18 protein-coding genes, 1 tRNA gene and 3 pseudogenes are annotated in these 18,542 nt (G+C 60.3%); 16 read left to right on the top strand and 6 right to left on the bottom strand.

What is annotated here, in order from left to right; translation table 11 throughout:
- Positions 1-84: 84 nt before the first annotated feature.
- A complete protein-coding gene (locus tag BMY38_RS12200; RefSeq protein WP_092763147.1) occupies positions 85-561 on the bottom strand; it encodes a DUF4174 domain-containing protein in 477 nt (158 codons plus the stop codon).
- A gap of 138 nt (positions 562-699) precedes the next feature.
- On the opposite strand from BMY38_RS12200, the gene BMY38_RS12195 reads away from it, so the two are divergent.
- The 3 genes from BMY38_RS12195 (at position 700) to BMY38_RS12185 (ending at position 3,915) form a co-directional block, all read left to right on the top strand.
- On the top strand, positions 700-1,677 hold the full coding sequence (locus tag BMY38_RS12195; protein ID WP_139204712.1) for a hypothetical protein: 978 nt from the start codon (positions 700-702) through the stop codon (positions 1,675-1,677).
- Positions 1,622-3,769, top strand: coding sequence for a methylmalonyl-CoA mutase (gene scpA, locus BMY38_RS12190; RefSeq protein WP_092763143.1), 2,148 nt, complete (start codon positions 1,622-1,624; stop codon positions 3,767-3,769). Before BMY38_RS12195 ends, scpA begins: the two co-directional genes overlap by 56 nt.
- A 71-nt stretch (positions 3,770-3,840) precedes the next feature.
- Positions 3,841-3,915, top strand: a tRNA-Gln gene (locus tag BMY38_RS12185).
- A 243-nt stretch (positions 3,916-4,158) separates the two neighbouring features.
- On the opposite strand, the pseudogene BMY38_RS12180 reads toward BMY38_RS12185, so the two are convergent.
- A pseudogene (locus BMY38_RS12180) lies at positions 4,159-5,049 on the bottom strand (IS481 family transposase); the annotation flags it as partial.
- Between the two features lie 179 nt (positions 5,050-5,228).
- Between BMY38_RS12180 and BMY38_RS12175 the strand changes: the two are divergent.
- Complete coding sequence (locus tag BMY38_RS12175; RefSeq protein WP_092763141.1) at positions 5,229-5,900, top strand: Crp/Fnr family transcriptional regulator; 672 nt, start codon at positions 5,229-5,231, stop codon at positions 5,898-5,900.
- A 260-nt stretch (positions 5,901-6,160) separates the two neighbouring features.
- Here the strand turns inward: BMY38_RS12175 and BMY38_RS18165 are convergent, their stop codons facing one another.
- On the bottom strand, positions 6,161-6,298 hold the full coding sequence (locus BMY38_RS18165; protein WP_175495864.1) for a hypothetical protein: 138 nt from the start codon (positions 6,296-6,298) through the stop codon (positions 6,161-6,163).
- Positions 6,295-6,996: a sensor histidine kinase gene (locus BMY38_RS12170; protein ID WP_175495863.1), complete on the bottom strand. Its 702-nt coding sequence runs from the start codon at positions 6,994-6,996 to the stop codon at positions 6,295-6,297. The genes BMY38_RS18165 and BMY38_RS12170 overlap by 4 nt, the downstream gene beginning before the upstream one ends.
- Before the next feature lie 341 nt (positions 6,997-7,337).
- Between BMY38_RS12170 and BMY38_RS12165 the strand changes: the two genes are divergently transcribed.
- The 10 genes from BMY38_RS12165 (at position 7,338) to BMY38_RS18150 (ending at position 14,237) form a co-directional block, all read left to right on the top strand.
- Positions 7,338-8,066, top strand: coding sequence for a PRC-barrel domain-containing protein (locus BMY38_RS12165; RefSeq protein WP_245737586.1), 729 nt, complete (start codon positions 7,338-7,340; stop codon positions 8,064-8,066).
- A 69-nt stretch (positions 8,067-8,135) separates the two neighbouring features.
- Positions 8,136-8,366 carry a hypothetical protein gene (locus tag BMY38_RS12160; RefSeq protein WP_092763137.1) on the top strand — a complete coding sequence of 77 codons (231 nt, stop codon included), beginning with the start codon at positions 8,136-8,138 and terminating at the stop codon, positions 8,364-8,366.
- Positions 8,367-8,649: 283 nt separating this feature from the next.
- Positions 8,650-8,793: a hypothetical protein gene (locus tag BMY38_RS18725; RefSeq protein WP_424338072.1), complete on the top strand. Its 144-nt coding sequence runs from the start codon at positions 8,650-8,652 to the stop codon at positions 8,791-8,793.
- 664 nt (positions 8,794-9,457) lie between these two features.
- Entirely contained in the window at positions 9,458-9,826 is a 369-nt protein-coding gene (locus BMY38_RS12150) for a hypothetical protein (protein ID WP_092763135.1), read from the top strand.
- A gap of 5 nt (positions 9,827-9,831) precedes the next feature.
- Positions 9,832-11,709 (top strand): pyrroloquinoline quinone-dependent dehydrogenase, encoded by a 1,878-nt coding sequence (locus BMY38_RS12145; RefSeq protein WP_092763366.1) that lies wholly within the window; start codon positions 9,832-9,834, stop codon positions 11,707-11,709.
- Positions 11,710-11,975: 266 nt separating this feature from the next.
- Positions 11,976-12,635, top strand: a complete 660-nt coding sequence (locus BMY38_RS12140) for a cytochrome c oxidase assembly protein (protein WP_342707770.1) — start codon at positions 11,976-11,978, stop codon at positions 12,633-12,635.
- Between the two features lie 158 nt (positions 12,636-12,793).
- Positions 12,794-12,931 (top strand): hypothetical protein, encoded by a 138-nt coding sequence (locus tag BMY38_RS18160; RefSeq protein ID WP_175495862.1) that lies wholly within the window; start codon positions 12,794-12,796, stop codon positions 12,929-12,931.
- Positions 12,932-12,946: 15 nt separating this feature from the next.
- Positions 12,947-13,819, top strand: a complete 873-nt coding sequence (locus BMY38_RS12135; RefSeq protein WP_092763131.1) for a c-type cytochrome — start codon at positions 12,947-12,949, stop codon at positions 13,817-13,819.
- A 113-nt stretch (positions 13,820-13,932) separates the two neighbouring features.
- Complete coding sequence (locus BMY38_RS18155; RefSeq protein ID WP_175495861.1) at positions 13,933-14,100, top strand: DUF421 domain-containing protein; 168 nt, start codon at positions 13,933-13,935, stop codon at positions 14,098-14,100.
- A complete protein-coding gene (locus tag BMY38_RS18150) occupies positions 14,097-14,237 on the top strand; it encodes a YetF domain-containing protein (RefSeq protein WP_175495860.1) in 141 nt (46 codons plus the stop codon). The genes BMY38_RS18155 and BMY38_RS18150 overlap by 4 nt, the downstream gene beginning before the upstream one ends.
- A gap of 239 nt (positions 14,238-14,476) precedes the next feature.
- Here BMY38_RS18150 and ligD read toward each other — a convergent pair whose 3' ends face one another.
- Together ligD and ku are read right to left on the bottom strand one after the other, a co-directional pair.
- Positions 14,477-16,927 carry a DNA ligase D gene (gene ligD, locus BMY38_RS12130; RefSeq protein ID WP_092763129.1) on the bottom strand — a complete coding sequence of 817 codons (2,451 nt, stop codon included), beginning with the start codon at positions 16,925-16,927 and terminating at the stop codon, positions 14,477-14,479.
- Positions 16,928-17,785, bottom strand: a complete 858-nt coding sequence (ku, locus tag BMY38_RS12125; RefSeq protein ID WP_092763364.1) for a non-homologous end joining protein Ku — start codon at positions 17,783-17,785, stop codon at positions 16,928-16,930. It abuts the gene before it with no gap.
- Between the two features lie 218 nt (positions 17,786-18,003).
- On the opposite strand from ku, the pseudogene BMY38_RS18430 reads away from it, so the two are divergent.
- Both BMY38_RS18430 and BMY38_RS12120 read left to right on the top strand, forming a co-directional pair.
- A pseudogene (locus BMY38_RS18430) lies at positions 18,004-18,197 on the top strand (transposase); the annotation flags it as partial.
- Positions 18,192-18,397, top strand: a pseudogene (locus BMY38_RS12120) (MYG1 family protein); the annotation flags it as partial. The pseudogenes BMY38_RS18430 and BMY38_RS12120, both read left to right, overlap by 6 nt.
- Between the last annotated feature and the right edge of the window lie 145 nt (positions 18,398-18,542).

Below are 18,542 nucleotides of genomic sequence, written 5' to 3'. Positions count from 1 at the left end.
GTCGTCGCGTTCCATGACACGCCCTCCGGTTGCGATTGACCTTAATATGGGGCCGATCCGTCGAATCCGCAACTCCGGTCGCCTTTATCGACTGCGGCCGATTTCTTGTAGGCGGATCGGCATCTTGTCGATGGAGCGAGACAACTCGCGCACCGTCCAGGGCAGGGGTTTGCGCAATTTGATCTGTCCGTCCTTGCCAATCAGCACAAGCATGAAGCCGCGCGGGCGCAGTTTGGTCCGAATCTCGGACGCGGCGGACGGGTCGGTGTCGGTGATCAGAATGACGTCCCGCTCGATCAACCGGGGCAATTCGGCGAGCAGTTCGTCCATCTGGTCCTCGAATGACGGGTCGCGGGGGGAATTGGCAAAGACGACGACGGGTCGCGCGATCCATTGCAATTCGGCAAGATCGACGTCGGCAGCGTCGAAGACCTGGCCCGGATCTTCGGCCCATCGTTCCAGCAGGGACTGCGCCTCGGCTGCAGTCGCCGGAATGCCCGCCATCAGCAGGGAAAATGCCGTCATTGCGGTCAGGATCGGGCGGGGAAGTCTGGGGCGCATGCGTCTCGTCCGTTATGATTTCATAGATATAGGCATGACAGGGCGCATGGCGAAGGATTTGCGTGATAGATCATTCCAATTAGCTGCAAATGCAACGCTTAACCGGATAGCAGGACACCCTGCGGCAGAAGAGGGGCCATGATGAAAGGAACTGTCATGCCCCGAATGACGCGCACCCCCCCGATTACGCTGCATCCCGGCGCGCATCGAACGGGCACGTCGACCCTGCAGCGCCTGCTGTCGCGTAACGCGGAACAACTTGCCTCTCGCGGTGTCGCGGTCTGGGGGCCACGGCGAACGCGCGATGGCGGCCTGTTGTCGGGTGTGATGGGCGATCCGGGACGCGCCAGCGCCTATCGCGACCTGCAGGCCCATCGCGCAGCCGGGCGGGTCGCAATGCATCGGACGACGATGGCCGGTGACGGCATTTCCCGGCTTGTCGTGTCAGACTGCAACATGCTGGGCAGTTTGCGCGAAAATCTTCTTCTGGGCCGACTGTACCCGACAGTCTCGGCGCGGATGGAGCGTCTGGGCGCGGTATTGCCGGGCGTCGATCACGTCTCGCTGTCGATCCGCAGCCCCGATGCCTGGTGGACCAGCCTGTTCGCGCACCTGATGACGCGCGGGTTCGCCCCCCCGGATCGTGCCACCATCGATGCCGTGCTGAAGGCGCGGCGCGGCTGGCGACAGGTCGTCTGCGACGTTGCCGACGCGTTGCCCGATGCGCGTCTGACGGTCTGGACGCATGAAGATATGGCTGCCCGTCCCGCCGATGCCTTTGCGCAACTGACGGGAACGATGCCGGAAACGCGCACTGCACCGGTTCTGAACGCCGCGCCCCCCTGCGCCGATCTGCAGGTGCGCCTGCGCGACGAGGGCTGCCTGACCGTCCTGCCGCATGTCGCTGGGCACTATGCACCCTTCACCGCCGACGAACGTGCCGAATTGCGCGGTCGGTACGATGATGATCTGATCTGGCTGCGCGATGGTGCGGGCGGGCGGATCGTCACGCCTTCCCAAGCCCTCGCAGAAGTGCTTTTCCGTGACAGGAGATCGAGACATGGCCCCTTCCGAAAAACAGACCGACGACAGGACCAGATGGGCGCAGCAGGCTGAGAACGAACTGCGGAACAGGTCGCTCGACGACCTGACGTGGAAAACCCTCGAAGGTCTGGACGTGTCGCCGGTCTATACCGCCGACGATCTGGCGGAAGTCGATCATCTGGGCAGCGTTCCTGGCGAGGCACCCTACACCCGCGGCGTCAAGGCCACGATGTATGCAGGTCGTCCCTGGACCATACGGCAATACGCGGGCTTTTCGACGGCCGAGGAATCCAACGCCTTCTATCGCCGGGCGCTGGCCGCCGGGCAGCAGGGCGTGTCGGTCGCCTTCGATCTGGCGACACACCGCGGATACGACAGCGATCACCCCCGCGTCCTGGGCGATGTCGGCAAGGCTGGGGTGGCTATCGACAGCGTCGAGGACATGAAGATCCTGTTCGACGGCATCCCGCTGGAACAGGTATCGGTCAGCATGACGATGAACGGCGCGGTGATCCCGGTTTTGGCCAGTTTCATTGTCGCAGGCGAAGAACAGGGCGTGCCCCGGTCGGCCCTGTCGGGCACGATCCAGAACGATATCCTCAAGGAATTCATGGTGCGGAACACCTATGTGTATCCCCCGGAGCCTTCGATGCGGATCATCGCGGATATCATCGAATATACGTCAGACGAGATGCCGAGGTTCAACTCGATCAGCATCTCCGGTTATCACATGCAGGAAGCGGGCGCGAACCTCGTGCAGGAGCTGGCGTTCACCTTGGCCGACGGGCGCGAATACGTCCGTGCCGCCATCGCGCGCGGCATGGACGTGGACCGCTTCGCCGGGCGGTTATCGTTCTTTTTCGCGATCGGCATGAACATTTTCATGGAGGCGGCAAAGCTGCGCGCCGCACGTCTTCTGTGGCACCGTATCATGTCGGAATTCGAACCGAAGAATCCCAAGTCATCGATGCTTCGGACGCATTGCCAGACCAGCGGTGTCAGCCTGCAGGAGCAGGACCCCTATAACAACGTCGTACGCACCGCCTACGAAGCGCTGGCCGCCGTACTGGGTGGCACCCAGTCGCTGCACACCAATTCCTTTGACGAGGCGATTGCCCTGCCAACCGAGAATTCCAGCCGGATCGCGCGGAATACGCAGTTGATTCTGCAAGAAGAAACTGGCGTGACCCATGTGGTCGATCCGTTGGGCGGAAGCTACTATGTCGAAAAGCTGACGCACGACATGGCCGAGGCAGCATGGAAGCTGATCGAGGAAGTCGAGGCAATGGGTGGCATGACCAAGGCGGTCGCCAGCGGTATGCCGAAGTTGCGGATCGAGGAGTCGGCTGCTACCCGGCAGGCCCTGATCGACAAGGGCGACGAGGTGATCGTCGGCGTCAACAAGTACCGGCGCGACACGGAAGATCCGATCGACATCATGGATATCGATAACGATGCCGTGCGGGCAAGCCAGGTCGCCCGACTGGATCGCATCCGCGGCAGTCGCGACCAACCCGCATGCGATGCAGCGCTGGCCGAAGTCGAGCGGCGCGCGCGCGAAGGCGGTAACCTGTTGGAAGCGGCGGTCGAGGCCGCGCGCCATCGTGCCAGCGTAGGAGAGATAAGCATGGCGATGGAAAACACGTTCGGCCGACACCGCGCCGAGGTAAAGACGCTGGCCGGGGTTTATGGCGCGGCCTATGAGGGCGACGCCGGTTTTGCCGCGATCCAGAAGGATGTCGAGGATTTCGCCGAAGAAGAAGGCCGCCGCCCCCGGATGCTGGTCGTCAAGATGGGGCAGGACGGGCACGACCGCGGGGCCAAGGTCATTGCCACCGCCTTTGCCGACATCGGATTTGACGTCGACGTCGGCCCCCTGTTCCAGACCCCCGAGGAGGCCGCGCAGGATGCCATCGATAACGATGTGCATGTCGTGGGTATCAGTTCGCAAGCTGCAGGGCACAAGACCCTTGCCCCCAAACTGATCGCCGCTTTGCGCGAAGCCGGGGCAGGGGAAATTATCGTCATCTGCGGCGGTGTGATCCCGCAGCAGGACTATGATTTCCTCAAGGCTGCGGGCGTGGCTGCGATCTTCGGACCGGGCACCAACATCCCCGCAGCAGCGGCGGATATCCTGTCGCTGATCCGTACGATGCGGACCTGACGGAAAGAGGACGCACAGCCGGATTTTCCGCTTGCGGCCCAAGGGTCACTCAACTATTTCACGCCGCACGTTGGGGCGTGGCCAAGCGGTAAGGCAACAGTTTTTGGTACTGAAGATCGTAGGTTCGAATCCTACCGCCCCAGCCAAATACTCCTATGATTTTCGAAGCTGAGAGATTGTCGCGTGTTTTCCAACGCTTGCGTTGTGGGGTTTCCGACAGAGACACGTATGTGAGAGCAGATACAGCCTATTTCAGGCCGCAATCTCTGTTTGCCATTCCGGCGGTACGAATTTGGAGAACAGAGGGAAACTCTGGCTTACAGTTTCGCGAACTGTTTGCGCTGTTCTGATCAGACCGAGGGCACATCTGATTTGATGACATAGTCGGAGGTCAGGCCGCCGAGCGTCTTGAGCCGTCGGGCGAACTTGTAGGCTGCCATGAAGTCGGCAAGGTGCGTGCAACTGATCGTGGTTGTCGTAGTGGAAGCGTTTCACAGTGGCGTTCTTGATCGTGTGGTTCATCCTCTCGACCTGGCCACTGGTCCACGGATGGTTGGGCTTGGTCCAGCGGTGCTCGATCCCGTTCGCCTCGCAGATCATGTCGAAGCGCATCGGCCGGGAGATGGTCGTTTTCGGTTCCTCGGCTGCTCTGCGAACTGGATGCCGTTGTCGGTCAGGATGGTGTGGACGTGGTAGGGCACGGTCTCGAGCATGTACTGCAGGAACTCCCAGGCTGTGCGTCTGTCAGCTTTTTCAACAAGCTTCGCGACCGCGAACTTGCTCGTGCGATCAATGCCGACGAAGAGATAGAGCTTGCCCTCGGCGGTCTGCACCTCGGCGATATCGATGTGAAAGAATCCGATCGGATTGCGCTAGAACTTTTGCCGCTTCGCCTTGTCGCCGCCGAAATCCGGCAAGCGAGAGATCCCATGGCGTTGCAGACAGCGGTGAAGGGCTGATCGTGTCAGGTTCGGGATCGAGGGCTGAAGTGCATAAAGACAGTCATCCAGCGGCAGCAGTGTGTGCCCTAGGAAAGCGACGACCGCTGCCTCCTCTTCCTCGGTCAGAACCGTTGACCGCGGCTCCTTCGGGCCGGTCTTAAGATCCTCGACCGTCGCCCGCTTCCGCCACTTCGCAACCGTCTTGGGATTGATCCCCAACTCCCGGCTCAGTTCCGAGAGCGACGCTTGCGATCGCTGTATTGCAGCTCTGACGGCGTACGTTGTCGTGGCGCTGCCGTGACGAACTGTCCCATAGTGCTTCCTTCCATTCCTGAGAATGGATCACACCATCAAACCGTTGGATCAAAAACCTAGTGCGGAACCGCACACATTGTAAAGTCGCGCGTTACAAACTGAATGATAGGTCGTAATGTAAGGTGCCGGTGCCATTCCGTCAGGGCGGCCCCGGTTGAGAGACATCACAAGCAGTGCTCTTGCCCCCAAGCGCGAGAGCACCCATGCCCAAGGCCTTTTCCTGTCCAATCGGTGAATCCAATCTCATTCCCACCTTGTCCGAGGGGGATCGCGCGCTGCTCAAACCGCACCTGACGCCGGTGAAAATGGACGCCCGTATGACACTGGAGGAACCCGGCAAGCCTATCGAACGTGTCTATTTTCTGAAATCCGGTGTCGGATCGACGGTGGCCTTCAGCAACAATGGGCGCCGCATCGAAACGGGGCTCTTCGGCTGTGAAGGCATGTCGGGAACCGCAGCGGTACTGCAAACTGGACATGCCTCCCATGAGACATTCATGCAGGTCGCCGGGGAAGGATTGGCGATCGAATCCGGCAGGCTGCAGGATGCGATGGAACAAAGCCCGCCATTGCAACGCCATCTGCTGCGATACGTGCAGGCGATGATGACGCAGACTTCGCAAACCGCATTGTCGAACGGACAGGCCAAACTGGAAGAGCGGCTCGCGCGGTGGCTGCTGATGTGTCACGATCGGATCAGCGGCAACGAGATGTACCTGACCCACGAGTTTCTGTCGATCATGCTGGGCGTGCGCCGCGCGGGCGTGACCGTGGGTACTCATTTGCTTGAGGGGAAGGGGCTGATCCGGGCCACTCGCGGGCGGATCGTCATTCTTGATCGTGAAGGCCTGGAAGCCGAAGCGCAGGATTCCTAAGGCAAACCGGAAGCCGAATACGCACGTCTGATCGGGACCTGACATAATTCCGAAGAGGCCAGAAACAGGAGTTCAGACATGAGTCCTCGTTTCCTTTTTGCTTCGCGGGGTGGGCGGGCACCTAAACCAGGGCCTTCAGCAGCCCTGCAAGAAACTCTGCAACGCCTCTGGAATCCTGCGGCTACGCCAGGCGTGGAACGTCCTGAAACTCCGGGTCGATTTCGGACTTCTCGAAACTGGTGAAGAAAACAAACGGAATATCAAGCGCCTTGAGCCGTCTCGCGGCCGGATAACTGGAACCATCCTGCAGTCCGACATTCAACAAGACAAAGATCGCAAGCCAGGTCAGTGGCGATCAGAACATCATCCTCCGCCAATAAAACTCTGATCTGTTTCATGACGCCTTCTCCCGTTGGCTTGTAATGCGCTTGGTTCCGCCATCCTGTGGCAGGTCGATGTCAAACCCGGCACCTTTGCCGGGCATGATACGGATGCTGCCGCCCAGTTTTTCCACTGTCGAAGTGACGATTGTCATTCCCAGCCCGTTCGCGTCCTGCAGTGAAAATCCGTCGGGCAGACCGCTGCCGTTATCCCGCACCGTAAGCCGCAATCTGTCGGAACCGTTGCGCACGACTTTCAGCATCAGGGTAATCGGCCCCCCATCATGGCCATTGTGTTTCACCGCATTCGTCGCCAGCTCGTTCAGGATGATGCAGATCTGACCCGCCACATCGGCGCGCAGCGTCACGGTATCCGTTTCGACGTTCACTATCGCTCCGATGCTCCGGCACAAGTCCTCGCAAAAGGGGGCAATGAACTCCTCCAGGTTTACCTTACGGTCCGGCTGAATCGTGCTGAATTGTCGGTGCATATGTGCGATGGCGCTGAGCCGGTTCGCCGCCTTGATCAAAGCGCCGCGCGCCGCCGCTATGCTGGTTATCTGACGGCTCTCGTGGCGCAGTAGCGCAGCGGCGAACTGGATGCCGTTGGCGATCCGGTGATCAGCTTCTTTCTGGCGCGCTTCACCGGCGCGCATATGGGTACCTTGAACGGTTTCCCTGGCTCTGTTGGAATTCTTATTCGGTGCTTTTGCCATGATGTTGTCTTCCCTCGTAAAAATGGCAGGTTCCCATGCGGCAACTTTAGCGGAGCATTTCTTGTCCCGCTGCGCCCCGTGCGAAGCCGTACAAATCCACATGGCGAGAAACCGCAGACGGCTAACTATCTTATATCATTAAAGCAATCGGCAGGCCCGGCGGATTCGGTCACAATCCGTGATCGCAGCAGGAAGCGGAACCTGATGCCGACTATTTTCGTTCTTATGGCAATAGCCATCCAGGTGACCGGTGGTGGCTGGGCATTGCGCTTCCACCGGCAAGAGCGTCCGAACCGGACTCTCTGCCTGCGGTACCTGCAATGCAGCCGAAGGAGGAAAAAATGACTAAGAATTCAATGATTTTCACGATCATGGCGTCGGTCTTGGCAGCACCCCTTTTCGCTCAGGAAGGCGTTCTCGATGATGCCAAAGTCGTTTCGCTACCTGACTGGCGCTACGATGACCTCTATTCCAATGGTGTAAGCGCCAGAAACCTGTTCGACAGAGACGTCTATGGCCGGACCGGTGACGAGATCGGCGATGTGGAGGACATTCTCATCGGCCCGGACGGTCAGGTCAAATCGATCGTTGCCGAAGTGGGGGGCTTCTGGGACATCGGCGATACTCATGTCAGCATTCCGATCGATCAGGTTGATACGTCAGATGGCCGGATCACCGTTCCGGTCACAGAAGATAGCGTTGGCGACTACGGCTTCTGGAACAACGAGCCTGTCCAGACGGGCGCAGTCGAATCCGAGATCGTCGAAGGCGTGGATGATAGGGCCATCCCACGCGCGTGGCGGGCCTCCGAATTGATCGGGGACTATGCCCGACTGCGCGACGGCAATGCTTATGGAGATTACGGATATGTCAGTGATCTGATTCTGCGCGACAACAAGGTCGCGGCCGTAGTTGTGCAGCCACGTGCAGGATATGGGCCGGGATACCGGGCATATCCCTATTATGGCTACCCTTACGGTTGGAATGCCGGCAGCCCTTATTACGACATGCCCTATACAGAAGATGACATCCGAGACGCAGAACCGTTCGATTACGACCGCTTCGAGTGACGCTATCTACCTTTCGCGCGGGTCGGGTTGGCCTGCGCAACAACCACTCATTAATAAGGAAAACTAGCCATGGAGGCTTTCTGGTTTTGGACATTGGTAATCTTGCTGGTGATCGCGACGTTCGCGTATCCGGCTTGGCCCTACACCCGCAACCGCGGAATTTACCGCCGGGGCGGGGGATGGCGTTACGCGCCCGCGACCGCGGCTGCAATGGCAGCACTGCTGATCTTCTTTCTCTTCTGGATCGGCCTTTTGGCAATTACTTGGCCATGGATGGCGGAACCGGTGCCTGTGAATTGATATGGCGATGCCCCGCCGTCGGTATACTGCCACGACTACACGAAAAGGAGACCCGAAATGAACATTGAAAGGTTTCAACAGATGTACCTGAAAGAATTAATTGAGGCTCGATCGGTCGAGGCGTAGCTTTGCGAAGCATTTCCCAAAATGAAGGAAACCGCGACCGACAAAAGGATTGAAGGCAGTCATCGACGAGCATCTAGGTGTTTGATCCCACGGTTTGATGGTGCGAACCTTTCTCAGGAAAGGCAGGAAGCACTATGTAACAGGTTCGATGATCGTGATGTCAGTGATTGCGGCCAACGTGAACGTGATCTGCGTCTGGCTTCTGAACAGGATAGACGATCCCGACGTCAAGGTCCGCGCCGCGAATACGTTCAGCTGGAACGATTTCGCCGCGAATGGCGGCATCCTCGTTACCGGATGACTCGTTTGGTGGCTGGGCTCCAACTAACCGGACCTGGCCGTCGGCGTCGCCGTTGCCGGTATATTCATCTGGGGTGGGGTCAAGATTCTCCGCGACGCCAATCGCGAGCACCACAAGGCTGTGCATGGGGATGATGAATGACAGCCGCTAGGGTCTGTGTGCTGACATTCGCGCGTTTGAAATTCTTGGGGTCGCCATCGGAGACTGTGCCGGGATTGGCGTGATGCCCGCGATCCGCCAGGTGGAAAGGGTGTCATCGTGGGACAGGCTGGCATCCTGACGCCCGTCTGTCTGGACATTCTCATCTGAAAGCTGGTGCCAAGCATCGCCTTCGTGGCGGGGGCATGACGGGCCTGCTGCAAGCCATCGCGTTGAGTGTCGAGGTTTCGGCGTCATGCTCGATAAGGTTCTCAAGCACCGCCTCGGTCACAGAACAAGAAGTCGCTCTCGTCGTGCTTTTCGAAAAGCTCGATCAAGGGGCATATCGATCTCGGTCACCGGGTGCCCATCGGTTCGTATTTGAAGTTCGCAACTCCACCATGATCCGACGTCCTCGACGGCACGAAGGCTACGCAGCAAGCCCGGCGCGCCTATCCTCCAGGTTTAGGGCATTCCCCAGCCAGTCCCGATTGGAACCTCGGAAGACAAACAACGTTATATACTCATGATGATCACGAGAAATTTCCGCCAGACAGCTTTGCTTCTTGTTACCATTCTGGGTTTGACTGGTCTGGGACTTGCGCTGTTCGAGCTTCTTTCTCCGACAAGCGGGACTGCCGGGTCGGCAGGCGCGACCCTCGTGTTGGTTTCCACGGCGCTGCTTGCCGCCACTGCGGCATTGCTGGCTTTCGTTCATTTGAAACGGTGGCTGTTCGGGTTGTTGCTCACATTGAGCGTCATCGACGCGGCGGCGACGGCGGTCGCGGCCTATTTCCTGATGGCCAATGTACTTGTGGCCACAATGCTGCTGGCGCTGCTTGCCGGTTTAGCTGCGGCCTTTGCAGGCAGCAGACAGGGAAGGATGACAACGTGACCTACATGGCCCGGACTCTTGCAGCCTTTCTTCTCCTCGCCGCTTCGGGTGCCGGTGCTCAGCCCACCGACTGGACGACGTTCAACGGCAATCTTGCGGCGCAAAAGTATTCTCCCGTCAGTTCCTTCACACCCGAGACGGTCCAAAGACTTGAAAGGGTGTGGTCGGTTGAAACCGGGGACGCGGCCGACGGCAGCGACGAGCTGCCGCAAACCGTGTGGTCGGCGACACCGATCTACGCCAACGAGACACTGTATCTCGGGACTCCGTTCTACCGCATACTCGCGCTCGATCCCGCGACCGGCGAGGAACGCTGGTCCTATGAGCCCGAGACGGTGCTCGAGGCGCTGACCCAGCCCGCGCTGAAGAATCGCGGTGTGGCCTATTGGCAGAGCGGGTCGCAAGGGGTTTGCGAAAAGCGCGTCTACATCGGAACGATGAACGCGACATTGCACGCGGTTGACGCCGATACCGGACAGCCCTGCGCCGATTTTGGCGAAGGCGGCGTTCTCGACGTAAACCAGTGGAATACGGTCAACGACAATTTTCCGTTCTCTCTGCTTCAGCCACCTACCGTCGTCGGCGACACCTTGCTGCTGGGTTGGGCCGGGAAGGACTGGGCCTATGCCGTCGCGCCGCCGGGCAATCTGATGGCGATCGACGCCCGCACCGGTGGGTTGAAGTGGGATCTGTCCTTCATCCCGGAAGACCTGATACCGCAAACCGGCACCGCCAATATCTGGACCTCCATGGCCGCCGATCCCCGGCTCGGGCTGGTCTATGTACCGGTATCCTCGCCCAGCCCCAACTACTGGGGTGGCAACCGGACGGATCCGATTCCGCTGGCAACCTCGGTGACGGCGGTCGATATCGAGACCGGCGAGGTCCGGTGGAGCCAACAGCTCATCCGTCATGATATCTGGGATTATGACACACCTTCCGCCCCGACCCTTGTCGATCTGGAGAAGAATGGCGAGACGATCCCCGCGCTGGTTCAGACCACCAAGCAGGGTCAGATCTTCGTGCTCAACCGCGAGACCGGCGAGCCGGTCTATCCGATCGAGTATCGCCCCGTGCCCGCCAGCGATGCGAAAGGTGAAAAGGCCGCCCCGACCCAGCCCTTTTCATCCGCGCTGGCACCCACCAACGATCCCGGAAAGCTGCCCGATGTCTCTCGGCTGGCCGATGTGACGGGTTGGGGCCAGTGCAGCGACGATGTCGAACGTTTCCGCTACGAAGGGCTATTCACGCCGCCTTCCGAACAGGGGACATTTCTATGGCCCGGAACGGCCGGTGCCAATAACTGGGGCGGCGGTGCCGTCGATCCCAGAACAGGCATCCTCTACCTCAACTCCTCGCGAATCGTGCAGGTGATCAAGCTCATTCCGCGCGACACCTACGCTCAGGTCGCCGGTGAAAGCGGTGCAGAGCAGGGCTATTACGCGCAAGAGGGTGCGCCCTATGGAATCCAGCTTTACAACTGGACCAACTGGGCCAATCTGCCTTGCTGGGCGCCGCCCTACGGTACCTTTTCGGCCTATGATCTGCGCACCGGCGACAGGCTCTATGAAGTGCCGTTCGGAATGACGCAGCAATGGGGTTTCTATGGTCCCGAAAGCTGGGGCTCGCCGACGCTCGGCGGCCCGGTGGTGACGGCGGGCGGGGTCATCTTCATCGGCGCGTCGATGGATGCGAGAGTGCGCGCGCTCGACGCCCGGACCGGTACCGAGGTCTGGTCGGATCTGGTCGAGGCGCCCTCGGTCGCCATTCCTGCGGTCTATACCCACGAGGGGCGCGATTACGTCGTCTTCGTCGCCGGCGGCAACCCAATTCTGAAACCGCAAATTGGCGACCAAGTCGTGGCTTATGCCCTCGGCAACTGACATGCGACCGGGCCGCTTTGCCGGGCCAGAAGATTGAAACCTGCGCGGAATTCGAGCAGGGTGAGCATCGGACCTCCGGAGGTGGAGAACAGGTAACCGTGCGGACTCCGGAAAATCGTGCTGCACGCTCGGCGCATTGCCCGGTGCTGCCGCCACAGACTTGACGCAGCCTCTTGCGCATCGCTTTCTGCCGCCATCTTGTTGATCGTCGCCACGCCGGCGCACAGCGATGGCGGGCCGCCGTCACCGGTCGACTTCTGGACAATGTGGTCTTTTACGCCCTCAGTCCTTCTGCAGCTGGGGTTGGCGACCGCTCTTTACACTCGCGGTTTGCATCTTGCCTGGGCACGGGCCGGTCAGGGTCGCGGCGTACGAATCTGGCAGGCGGCGTGTTTTGCGGGCGGAATCGCGGCGCTGAGAGTCTGTTTTCCGCACATATGGCGCAGCATATCACATTGATGGGTTTGGCGGCGCCGCTTCTGGGGATGGGACAACCGCTTGCGACGATGACCCGCGCCTTGCCGCGACGTTGGCAAAGGTGGTTCGGCGCGCTTCCCCAAGCCGCAGCCTGGCGTCGGGCAAACGGTCTTCTGAACGCGCCCGGTGTCGCCACCGCCCTGATGCTGGGCGTTTTCCTGTTCTGGCAGGCGCCGCGCGCGCTTGCCGTGGCACTTGAGGACGATCTTGTTCATGCCGTCATGCACGGTTCGACCTTCGCCGCGGCCTTGACGTTCTGGACCATTATTGCCCGAAGCGGGAACAGGGGCTTCTGGGGATTTCACTTCCTGTTCAGCTATCTGCTGGTGGCCTGGCAATGCGCGCCCAACGGCGATCCTTTCCGCGGAATCGGTGGCACGCGGACGCTGATCGGCAGCATGACTTTGGTCTGCCTCGCCCTGATCGGTCTGATTCTGCGGCGCTCATGACGCGAATGGCGAGCCGGTGAAGGCGATTTCCACAACGATCAGGATACGCCCGAGGCGCGCGAGCGGTTCCTTGAGTTCTCGACGCTGCTGCTGGCGTTATTGTCCTTCGTGGCGGTGGTGTTCGAGACCCTTCCTATCGCGATGATCGGGGATTGCAGATGAGGCTGGGGATCGTTCTGACCTGGAAGCGGTTGGCAGGCCTGCTGGTTCTGGGCATTGCCGGGGTATTGCTGGTCGGCTGGTCGGGTCTGGTTTCGATCGCGGCCTCGTCGGGTCACTGGCCTGTAACGCGCTGATTCCTTGGCTGGACGCTGGAGAACGCGGTCGCCACCCAGTCAACGCCGGTCGAAAAGCCCGAGGGGCTGGACCTGTCCGATCCGGCCCTGATCCAGCGGTCGGCCGGTAATTACGCGACAAGCTGCGCCGCCTGTTATGGTGCCTCCGGCATACGCCAGTCTCCGGTCGTGGCCAACATGGTTCCTTCCCCGCCGCGGCTGGAGGACAGCGTCGTGGACTGGAGCGACGAGGAACTGTTCTGGATAGTAAAGAACGGGTTCAAATATACCGGGATGCCCGCCTGGCCGGCGCAGGGCCGAGATGACGAGGTCTGGGCGCAGGTGGCCTTTCTGCGCGCCTTTCCAGACATTACCGCCGCGACCTATGCCGATCTTGCCCTCGGTGGCGGCACTGTGGACTACGACGTGGAGGCGGGCGGGCAGGCGCTGGTGGCGCTGGACGGCATTTTCGAGAACGCATTGGAAAATTGTGCCCGCTGCCATGGCCGGGATGGGCTGGGCCAGGGGCAGGGCGCGGCCAGCGGTGCCTTTCCAATCATCGCGGGTCAGCCCGCGCCCTATCTCTCCGCGACCTTACAGCCTTCGCGCAAGGCAGGCGTGAAAGCGGCTTCATGCAGCCTCCCGCAAGCCGTTATGATGCGCAGACCCTCGCTGAACTTGCCGGATACTTTGCCCGACAGCCCGGCCCCGTGCCGGAACCCGGCCCCGACGCGGGTGCCGACAGGGACGCAGAGGCATCGCCACCTGCCCGCTGGTCCTCCGCTCGACACTCCACAGGACGCGGCCGAGATTCTCGAGGGCGACACCGATCTTGGCTATGCCACGGTACCGATGGCCGCTCCCGGCGGGACGCCCTCCACGCCCGAGGCGCTGCTGGCCCTTGGCTAACGCATTGCCCTCGACGGCATCGCAGAGGCCGGGATCCCGTCCTGCCAAAGTTGCCATGGCCAGGGATCGCAACCGCAAAGCCCCGACTTTCCGGCGTTTGCCGGGCAGCCGACATGGTATCTCGCCGAGAGCCTTATGTGATTTATGCGTATTCATTGCTGCTGATCCGGTGGGTCGGCGGGCGGGGCATCGCGCAGATGTCGACCGTCGAGTTCCTGCTCGTTATCGCCCTGGGTTCTGCCGTCGGCGATGCAATGTTCTACCCCGAGGTGCCGGGGTGACGGCCGAGATCGTCCGCGAAGGCGTGATTAACATGCAGGCCTTGCGTGATAGTAAAATCGGCAAGAGTGAGTTGTTCGAAAGCTTGCGGGAGCAAGGCTATGTCAACCTGGATGAAGTGAGGCATGCCTATCTCTAGTCATCCGGGCGTTTCAGCTTCTTTTGGGCCAGACCACCCCGACCCGGATTGCGATCGAAACTGCATGGGATGTATTTGCCCCCGCGATGTGCGGACCTGGCTCAGAGGTAGGGAAGATACATCGATGGCCTGCTGCGGATGCAGACACTCATCGAGGTCGCTGTCAAAACACCTGTCGCCTGCCGACATTGTGACGGCACAGCCTGGACAGTCGCGGTATTGCCGGAAAGCGAGGCGGATTAACTGTCGATCCAGTCCTGAAGCCGCGTCGCCGTGTCGGCATCGAGAGTGTGGAGACTGTTTGCCTGCTTGAGATAGGGACAGGGCGCAGCGAGCCGAGTGTCGATGTTGGTCAAAGTAAACGTGGCCGCGCCCTTCAAATTCGCCAGCTCGTCCCATCCGACCGGCACCGCCACCGGCGCCCCAGCACGGGCGCGCAGGGACCAGGGTGCTACGGCCGTCGCACCGCGCTCGTTGCGCAGCCAGTCGATGAAAATCCGGCCCTTGCGCCGCGCTTTCGACATCGAGGCGGTAAAGCGCTTCGGCTCCTTCTCCTCCAAAACATGTGCCAGTGTCTTGGCGAACCCGCGCACCGCGTCCCAACCTTGGGTGCGGCGCAGCGGCACCCAGACGTGGACGCCCTTCCCGCCGGTCACCATCGCCCCGCTTTCCAGCGCGAGATCGGACAGCCAGCCGCGCAGGTCCAATGCAGTTTGCCGCACATCGTCCCACCCGAGTCCTTCGTCTGGGTCGAGATCGAAGACGAGCCGGTCTGGCCGGTCGAGCCGATCGGTGCGCGCCCCCTGAATGTGAAACTCGACTGTGCCCATCTGCGCCGCGGCGACGAAGGATTCGGCGCGCGTTGCGTAAAGATAATCGGCAGTCTCGCCGTTACTTTCCTCGATGGCGATGCGTTGGAGTGCGGCAGGCATCGCACCGTGGCCGTGCTTTTGAAAGAAACACGCTTCTTCCAGGCCACCGGGACAGCGTAAAAGAGAAAGAGGTCGGTGGCCTGCTATTTCAGTCAAACGTTCGCCTGCCCGCTCATAATACCGCGCGACATCCAGTTTGGTGAAACCGGCATCGCCGAACACCCGTCGGTCAGGGTTGCTGATCTTCACGCCAGCCACGACGGGTGAATCCGTTTCCGGTTGCTCAATTGTCACGGTGGCGGCCTCCTTATCCTCACGCAGCCCCAGATAGGTGCCGTGGCGAATGTGGCCGTCGGCGGTGAATTCGGCAAAGTCTATCTCGACAACGGCTTTGGGCGTTACCCATGTCGCCGCACGGGCAATATTGGCAGGCACGTCGATGAATGGACTCGTCTTGCGGGCTTTCAGCGTCTTCTCCAGCCGGTCGAAATCGGCATCGGTGAACCCGGTGCCGACCCGACCTCGATAACGCAGCCCGTCAGGACCAAACTCGCCCAGCAAAAGCGACGCGAACGGCCGTCCCCGCTTCTCTGACGGCGACAGGCCCCCCACCACAAACTCCTGCCGTTTGGTGCATTTCTGCTTGCGCCACGCCTTGGTGCGCGCACCACGATAAGGCGCGTCGCAACGTTTACTGATAATGCCCTCGGCCCCCGCCTCGCAGGCTGCGGCAAAGACTTCGGGTCCATGGCCCTGCACATGCTGGCTCATCCGCAAGGTGCCACCCTCCGGCATTCCAGCCATCAGTTTCGTAAGTGCTTCACGCCGAGCGGTCTGAGGAAGTTTCGCCAGATCGGCGCCGTCGAGGGACAGGAGGTCGAATGCGTAAAATACCAACGGATCGCCGATGTTCAGGGCGTCCTGTAGGGATGAGAATGCCGTGCCACTGATCCGGGCGGCCATCACCTCGCCGTCGATCAATGCCGACGCGCAGGGCAGCGTGTCGAAGGCCCCGTCCAGCGCCGCGAACTTATTGGTCCAGTCGTTTCCACTGCGCGTGAACAGGCGCGTCCCACCCTTGCCAAGGGAGGCAAGGCAGCGATATCCGTCGAACTTTGTTTCATGGATCCAGTCGTCGCCTTCGGGCGCAGTCTCGGCGAGCGTGGCCAGCTGGACCTTGCGAAATGGTGGGCGCTTTCCGTCTCGTTTTTTCGTTGCCGCGGGCTTAAACTTCTCTCCGCGTGCGATTTCGTTCATCGTGCGTCCAGTGCGCACCGACACCTTCTGTGTCGCCGTCAGGCCGTCAGGCTCATCCGAGGCGAGGGCATCCCGCTCCTTGATCAGCAACCAGTTCTCGCGCTTCTCGCCTTTGCGCGGCTTCATCCGCACAAGCGCCCAGGCCCCCCGCATCCGGTGCCCTTGCAGCACGACCTTGAGATTGCCCACCGTGAGGCCCGCGTCGGGGTCGCCTTTCGGCAGCCACGTTCCCTCATCCCAAAGCATGACGGTGCCGCCGCCATATTCACCTTTCGGGATCGTGCCTTCGAAATCGCCATAATCCAGCGGATGATCCTCGGTCCGCACCGCAAGCCGCTTCTGACGTGGATCGGCGGTCGGCCCCTTGGTCACGGCCCAACTCAGGAGAACACCGTTCCATTCCAGCCGAAAATCATAGTGGAGACGTGTGGCGGCGTGCTTTTGCACTAAGAACTGCAGTCCGGCGCGACGCACCTGATGCATCTTGCCTTCGGGCTCAGCCGTGCGGGAAAAATCGCGCCGTGTAGAGTAGTCTGCCAGCTTGTCACCCGGACCAGCCATTTATGACGCCTTCCTCTCTTTGCTTTTCGAGGGTGATTTCGCTGCCGGCTTCTTCTTAACTGCCGCTTTCTTGTCGCCGCGTCCGAGGCTTTGCTTCAGGGCCGCCATCAGATCCACGACGTTGTCTCCGGCGGGTCGCTCTTCCTCGTCGGCGCTGACGCGCTGTGTCTTGCGGTTTTTCTTCTTGGCCTCGATCAGATCCTTTAACGCCTCGGCATAGTGATCGGTGAAATTCTCTGCATCGAAAGGTGCAGTCTTCTTCTTGATCAACGCTGTCGCGAGATCGAGCAGCTCATCATCGGCCTTCGTATCCTTGATGTCTGAAAACATTGGCTCGCTGTCGCGCAACTCATCTGCATAATACAGCGTTTCGAGCAACAGGCCGTCGCCGCAGGGCTTGATCGCGACCAGGTATTCCTTACCCCGCATGGTCATCTGACCCAGCCCCACCTTCTCGGTCGCACGCAGAGCATCGCGAACCACCCGGTAGGCGTCCTCGGCCAAGTCGTCGGTTGGTACAAGATAATAAGGCTTGTCGAAATAAAGTGGCGGGATCTCACAGGCACCTACGAACTGGACCAGTTCGAGGGTCTTCTTCGTCTCCAGCTTGATGGCATCGATTTCGTCCGGATCGAGTAGGATGTAATCGCCATTCACCTCGTAGCCCTTGACGATATCGTCCGCCTTCACCGGCCCTACTCCGGCAACGGTCTTGTCATAATGCACTCGCTTTCCGCTGGGTTTGTGAATCTGGCGGAACGACACCCGCGCAGAGGAATCGTGGGCGGCGTAGAGTTCGACCGGGATTGAGACGAGCGACAGCCGAAGCTGACCTTTCCAGAGTGCGCGCTGTGCCATTGTATCTCCAATCATCGAGAATGCTCGGAACACAACGCTTAAAGGGCATCATTCGATCCATCTTCTGAGGAGCGGCATTTTCCCATGAACCCTTCGGGACGCGCCCTATACGGCTTTTCGATTCATTGTCGGTAGAACAATTATGTGTCGTTAAACCTTAGGTTTTTGATCACACGGTTTGATGGTGTGATCCATTCTCAGGAATGGAAGGAAGCACTATTGGACAGGTTCGTCACGGCAGCGCTACGACCACGCACGCCGTCAGAGCTGAATACAGCGATCGCAAGCTTCGCTCTCGGAACTGAGCCGGGAGTTGGGGATCAATCCCAAGACGGTTGCGAAGTGGCGGAAGCGGGCGACGGTCGAGGATCTGAAAACCGGCCCGAAGGAACCGCGGTCAAAGGTTCTGACCACGATCCGAACCGGCGACGACACCTTCGACACGCGGGCCGACTGCCGGAAGCCTGGGCGGGTCTGACGGACGCGGCGCTGGAGGCGGCATCGGGCGTTCCCGGTGCGAAATTCTGTCACAACAGCCGATTCATTGCCGTGGCCAGCAAGCGCGACGCAATCATTCAGATGGCCGATCTGGCGATTGCAAAGGTCGCCTGATCAGGGCTTTTCCACTTACTTCGCGAAATTTGCCTAAAAATTGGGCGAAAACCCCAATTTGGCGACTCCGAAGAGATTAAGTTGAGCAGAATCGTGGACAGTCACGCGCGGCTTCGCCTTAGCTTGAGACACAAGCGGCAAGACC

It is taken from the genome of Jannaschia helgolandensis, assembly GCF_900109285.1.
GTDB classification, from domain to species: domain Bacteria; phylum Pseudomonadota; class Alphaproteobacteria; order Rhodobacterales; family Rhodobacteraceae; genus Jannaschia; species Jannaschia helgolandensis.
Note: the sequence above shows the minus strand (reverse complement) of the source record. Positions and strands in the feature narration are given on the sequence as shown.

What these genes read in the sequence shown, in the direction of transcription:
- BMY38_RS18725 (WP_424338072.1), top strand. Translation starts at nt 8,650, where the DNA reads ATGTCAGTGATTGCGGCCAACGTGAACGTGATCTGCGTCTGGCTTCTG.
- BMY38_RS12145 (WP_092763366.1), top strand. Translation starts at nt 9,832, where the DNA reads ATGGCCCGGACTCTTGCAGCCTTTCTTCTCCTCGCCGCTTCGGGTGCC.
- BMY38_RS12175 (WP_092763141.1), top strand. Translation starts at nt 5,229, where the DNA reads ATGCCCAAGGCCTTTTCCTGTCCAATCGGTGAATCCAATCTCATTCCC.
- BMY38_RS12195 (WP_139204712.1), top strand. Translation starts at nt 700, where the DNA reads ATGATGAAAGGAACTGTCATGCCCCGAATGACGCGCACCCCCCCGATT.
- BMY38_RS12170 (WP_175495863.1), bottom strand. Translation starts at nt 6,996, where the DNA reads ATGGCAAAAGCACCGAATAAGAATTCCAACAGAGCCAGGGAAACCGTT.
- ligD (WP_092763129.1), bottom strand. Translation starts at nt 16,927, where the DNA reads ATGGCTGGTCCGGGTGACAAGCTGGCAGACTACTCTACACGGCGCGAT.
- BMY38_RS12150 (WP_092763135.1), top strand. Translation starts at nt 9,458, where the DNA reads ATGATGATCACGAGAAATTTCCGCCAGACAGCTTTGCTTCTTGTTACC.
- BMY38_RS18160 (WP_175495862.1), top strand. Translation starts at nt 12,794, where the DNA reads ATGAGGCTGGGGATCGTTCTGACCTGGAAGCGGTTGGCAGGCCTGCTG.
- ku (WP_092763364.1), bottom strand. Translation starts at nt 17,785, where the DNA reads ATGGCACAGCGCGCACTCTGGAAAGGTCAGCTTCGGCTGTCGCTCGTC.
- BMY38_RS18155 (WP_175495861.1), top strand. Translation starts at nt 13,933, where the DNA reads ATGGTATCTCGCCGAGAGCCTTATGTGATTTATGCGTATTCATTGCTG.
- BMY38_RS12200 (WP_092763147.1), bottom strand. Translation starts at nt 561, where the DNA reads ATGCGCCCCAGACTTCCCCGCCCGATCCTGACCGCAATGACGGCATTT.
- scpA (WP_092763143.1), top strand. Translation starts at nt 1,622, where the DNA reads ATGGCCCCTTCCGAAAAACAGACCGACGACAGGACCAGATGGGCGCAG.
- BMY38_RS12165 (WP_245737586.1), top strand. Translation starts at nt 7,338, where the DNA reads ATGACTAAGAATTCAATGATTTTCACGATCATGGCGTCGGTCTTGGCA.
- BMY38_RS12160 (WP_092763137.1), top strand. Translation starts at nt 8,136, where the DNA reads ATGGAGGCTTTCTGGTTTTGGACATTGGTAATCTTGCTGGTGATCGCG.
- BMY38_RS18165 (WP_175495864.1), bottom strand. Translation starts at nt 6,298, where the DNA reads ATGAAACAGATCAGAGTTTTATTGGCGGAGGATGATGTTCTGATCGCC.